The sequence below is a fragment of the Mycobacterium sp. genome, from assembly GCF_049802695.1.
Taxonomy (GTDB): Bacteria; Actinomycetota; Actinomycetes; order Mycobacteriales; family Mycobacteriaceae; genus Mycobacterium.
On record NZ_JBARMY010000156.1, the window covers coordinates 1 to 4798 of the forward strand.

General features: G+C 67.3%; 3 protein-coding genes. All 3 read left to right on the forward strand.

Translation table 11 applies throughout. The features are described 5' to 3' along the window. Positions 1–1858: serine/threonine-protein kinase (locus WA317_RS06475; RefSeq protein ID WP_425172251.1), on the forward strand; the 1858-nt coding region annotated here is incomplete at its 5' end. Positions 1859–2006: 148 nt separating this feature from the next. Continuing rightward, positions 2007–4175 (forward strand): excinuclease ABC subunit UvrB, encoded by a 2169-nt coding sequence (uvrB, locus tag WA317_RS06480; protein ID WP_425172252.1) that lies wholly within the window; start codon positions 2007–2009, stop codon positions 4173–4175. A gap of 91 nt (positions 4176–4266) precedes the next feature. Next, on the forward strand, positions 4267–4798 hold a 532-nt coding region (locus WA317_RS06485), incomplete at its 3' end, for an MFS transporter (protein WP_425172253.1).

Sequence of the window (4798 nt, forward strand, 5' to 3'; positions counted from 1 at the left end):
CGCCAACCGCACAGCCTTCGCCGGCTACACCGTGCTGCGGCCACTGGGCTCGGGCGGGATGGCCGACGTCTATCTCGCCAAGCATCCCCGGTTGCCGCGTCGCGACGCGCTCAAAGTTCTGACCAGAGACATGACCGCCGACGGCGAATTCCGGGAGAGATTCAACCGGGAAGCCGACCTGGCGGCCACGTTGTGGCATCCGCACATCGTCGCGGTGCACGACCGCGGCGAGTTCCATGGCCAGCTGTGGATCGCGATGGACTACGTCGAAGGCACCGACGCGGCCCATGTCGTCAAAGAGCGCTACCGCAAAGGCATGTCCGTCGAGGACGTCTGCGCCATCGTCACCGCCGTCGCGAGCGCGCTCGACTACGCGCACCATCGCGGGCTGCTGCACCGCGACGTCAAACCGGCCAACATTCTGCTGACCCATCCAGAAGCGGGGGAGCGGCGAATCCTGCTCGCCGACTTCGGGGTAGCCCGCCAACTCGCAGACGTCAGCGGCATCACGGCCACCAACGTGGCGGTGGGAACCGTCGCCTACGCCGCACCCGAGCAACTGCTGGGTCAGAAGATGGACGGGCGGGCCGACCAATATGCCTTGGCGGCCAGTGCATTCCATCTGCTCACCGGGGCGACGCCGTTTCCGCACGCCAACCCGGTCGAGGCCATCAGCATGCACCTCAACTGCCCGCCGCCGCGGCTCAGCGATCACCGGCCGGAGCTGGCACACCTCGACGACGTGCTGCGCAAGGCGCTGGCCAAAGAGCCCGACGAAAGATTCGACTGCTGCCGCGACTTCGCCACCGCGTTCAGCGACTGCCTCGCTGGCGTCTCGAAGAGCCGGCGCCGCAGCAAGCCCGTGCTGGTCGCGGCCATGCCGTCGGTCGCAAAGGGGTTGTCCTGGGAGACGATTCGCGGCTGGACTCTGCGGGCCAAGGTCGCGACCGCGGTCGTCGCCACCATGCTCATCGCCCTGGCGATCACCTGGGCGACTTCCTGGTTCTTCTGGCCGGGACCGTCTGCCGCGCAACAGACGCCACCGCCGCAGCTGCACGCGACGTCGGCCGATCAGCGTGCCGGCAGCTCCGGAGGAGCTGCTCCGCAGGCGGTGCTCGACGGGATCTACCGGTTCGACTACGACCGGGCCAAGCAGACGTCGAACGGTGTTATCGGGAACGACGGCGCCCCGAGCAGTTGGTGGGCGTTTCATTCGTCGTGCACCTCAACCGGATGCTCCGCCACCGGGACCAAGCTGGACACGGTCAACCACCAGATCGCGAAGACCACCGGCAGCGGTAACACCAGCGTGCTGACCTACGTCAACGGACACTGGCAGAGTGCGCCCAGGGAGGTGCAGGTGGAGTGCCGCCAGAACCGGACGGTGACGGCCAGCCAGGACGAGATGGTGGTCTGGTCGTTGACGCCACAGGCGGACGGCACGCTGCGGGGCGTGCAGATCCAAACGGTGAAGAGCAGCGCCTGCGGCGCGCAGGGCGCTTCGCTGCGGATTCCCGCCGTGGCGACCAGGGTAGGGGATGTGCCGCCGAACGTGGCGGTGGCCGACCCGACGACGGTCGCCGCCGTCCCGGGTGCGCCCGGGCCGGGTTCGTCGCCCGCGATGCTCGGCGGAGCCTGCAATGACGTCGACAAGCTCGCCTACGACTCCAGCGCCAACGAGCCGGTCGTCTGCGAAGACAACACCTGGGACAAGGCCCCGCTGACGACCGGCGTCCACCCGGCCGGGACCTCCTGCGACGAGCCGGAGACCCCGGTGTTCGCTATGTCGAAATCCGACGATGGTTACCTGATCCAGTGTGACCCGGCCACCAAGGTGTGGACCCGACAGCACGCCTGAGCGACGTCGCCTCTGGTCCGGCTCCTTCTCGGGCCGTGCCGGCCCGCATCGTCGCCCGGACGGCCTCTGGTCCGGCTCCTTCTCGGGCGGTGCCGGCCCGCATCGTCGCCGGGACGGCGTTGTCGGTGGCCGGGATTAACCTAGACGCATGGCTTTCGCTACCGAACATCCGGTGCTCGCGCACTCGGAATACCGCGCCGTCGACGAGGTGGTGCGCGCCGGTGGCCGTTTCGAGGTGGTCAGCCCGCACAATCCCGCGGGCGACCAGCCGGCCGCCATCGACGAGCTGGAGCGCCGGGTCCTCGCGGGTGAGCGGGACGTCGTGCTGCTCGGTGCCACCGGCACCGGCAAATCGGCCACCACCGCTTGGCTCATCGAGCGGCTGCAACGGCCCACCCTGGTCATGGCGCCGAACAAGACACTGGCCGCCCAGCTGGCCAACGAGCTGCGAGAGATGTTGCCGCACAACGCGGTCGAGTACTTCGTGTCGTACTACGACTACTACCAGCCGGAAGCCTATATCGCGCAGACCGACACCTACATCGAGAAAGACAGCTCGATCAACGACGACGTCGAGCGGTTGCGGCACTCCGCGACATCGTCGCTGCTGTCGCGGCGCGACGTGGTGGTGGTCGCGTCGGTGTCGTGTATCTATGGCCTCGGCACACCGCAGTCGTACCTGGATCGCTCGGTGGAACTGCAGGTCGGCATCGAGGTGCCCCGCGACGCGCTGCTGCGGCTCCTGGTCGACGTGCAGTACACCCGCAACGACCTGTCCTTCACCCGCGGCTCGTTCAGAGTGCGCGGCGACACGGTCGAGATCATCCCGTCCTACGAGGAACTGGCCGTTCGCATCGAGTTCTTCGGCGACGACATCGAGGCGCTCTACTACCTGCATCCGCTGACCGGTGACGTGATCCGCAAGGTCGAGACGCTGCGGATCTTCCCCGCTACCCACTATGTGGCCGGCCCGGAGCGGATGGCTCAGGCCATCTCCACCATCGAGCAGGAACTCGCCGAGCGGCTCGCCGAATTCGAGCGACAGGGCAAGCTGCTGGAAGCGCAGCGACTGCGGATGCGGACGAACTACGACATCGAGATGATGCGCCAGGTGGGGTTCTGCTCTGGCATCGAGAACTACTCCCGGCACATCGACGGCCGGGGGCCGGGATCACCGCCGGCGACCCTACTCGACTACTTTCCGGAGGATTTCCTGCTCGTCATCGACGAGTCGCACGTCACGGTGCCGCAGATCGGCGGCATGTACGAAGGCGACATGTCCCGCAAGCGCAACCTGGTCGAGTTCGGGTTCCGGCTGCCGTCAGCGTGTGACAACCGCCCATTGACCTGGGAGGAGTTCGCCAACCGGATCGGCCAGACGGTGTACCTGTCGGCCACCCCGGGCCCCTACGAGCTGAGCCAGTCCGGTGGGGAGTTCGTCGAGCAGGTGATCCGGCCGACAGGCCTGGTCGACCCGAAAGTCGTGGTCAAGCCGACCAAGGGCCAGATCGACGACCTGATTGGGGAGATCCGCAAACGCACCGAGGCCGATCAGCGGGTGCTGGTGACCACGCTGACCAAGAAGATGGCCGAAGACCTCACCGACTACCTGCTCGAGATGGGCATCCGGGTGCGTTACCTGCACTCCGAGGTCGACACGCTGCGCCGGGTGGAGCTGCTGCGCCAGCTGCGGCTCGGCGAGTACGACGTGCTGGTGGGCATCAACCTGTTGCGGGAAGGGCTGGACTTACCGGAGGTGTCGCTGGTTTCGATTCTCGACGCCGACAAGGAAGGCTTCCTGCGCTCCTCGCGCAGCCTGATCCAGACGATCGGCCGGGCCGCCCGCAACGTCTCCGGTGAAGTTCACATGTACGCCGATACCATCACCGACTCGATGAAAGAGGCCATCGACGAGACCGAGCGGCGCCGCGCCAAGCAGGTCGCCTACAACGAGGCCCACGGCATCGATCCGCAGCCGCTGCGCAAGAAGATCGCAGACATCCTCGACGTGGTCTACCGCGAAGCCGCGGATACCGATGCCACCGGGGCTGTTCAGGTTGGCGGGTCGGGTCGCAACTCATCGCGCGGCCGGCGTGCCCAGGGTGAACCGGGCCGGGCGGTCAGCGCTGGAGTGTTCGAGGGCCGCGACACCGCCCACATGCCGCGCGCCGAACTCGCCGACCTCATCAAGGACCTCACCGCGCAGATGATGGCCGCAGCGCGAGATCTTCAGTTCGAGCTGGCGGCGCGGTTCCGCGACGAGATCGCCGACTTGAAGAAGGAGCTGCGCGGGATGGACGCTGCCGGTTTGAAGTGACGCTTCCCCGGCCACTCGGCCCTGTGCAGCATCGGCCCCGTTAACCCGACGACCCCGGATCGTGATAGACGTGAATTCCGTGACAAACACCATCGAGGCGCCCCCCGAGGGTTGGCGCGACCTGCTGGGTCGCGAGTTCCTGGGTACTTCGACGCTGTTGGCCGGCGGGGTAGCGCTCTACGCCACCAATGAATTCATCACAGTCAGCCTGTTGCCCAGCACCGTCGCCGATATCGGTGGCGAGCGGCTGTATGCCTGGGTGACGACGCTCTATCTGGTCGGGTCGGTGGTGGCGGCGGTCACGGTGAAACCGGCGCTGCTACGCATCGGCGCCCGGTCGTCCTACCTGCTGGGAGTGGCGGTGTTCGGGTTCGGCAGCCTGGTTTGCGCGATGGCTCCCAGCATGGAGACGCTGCTGATGGGGCGCACACTGCAGGGCGCGGCGGGTGGTCTGTTGACGGGTTTGAGCTACGCGATCATCAACACCGCACTGCCGCGGTCGCTCTGGACGCGGGCGTCGGCGCTGGTCGCCGCGATGTGGGGCGTCGCGACGGTGGCCGGGCCGGCCATCGGTGGGGTGTTCGCGCAATTCGGGCTCTGGCGCTGCGCGTTCGGCGCAGTGG

What these genes read in the sequence shown, in the direction of transcription:
- uvrB (WP_425172252.1), top strand. Translation starts at nt 2,007, where the DNA reads ATGGCTTTCGCTACCGAACATCCGGTGCTCGCGCACTCGGAATACCGC.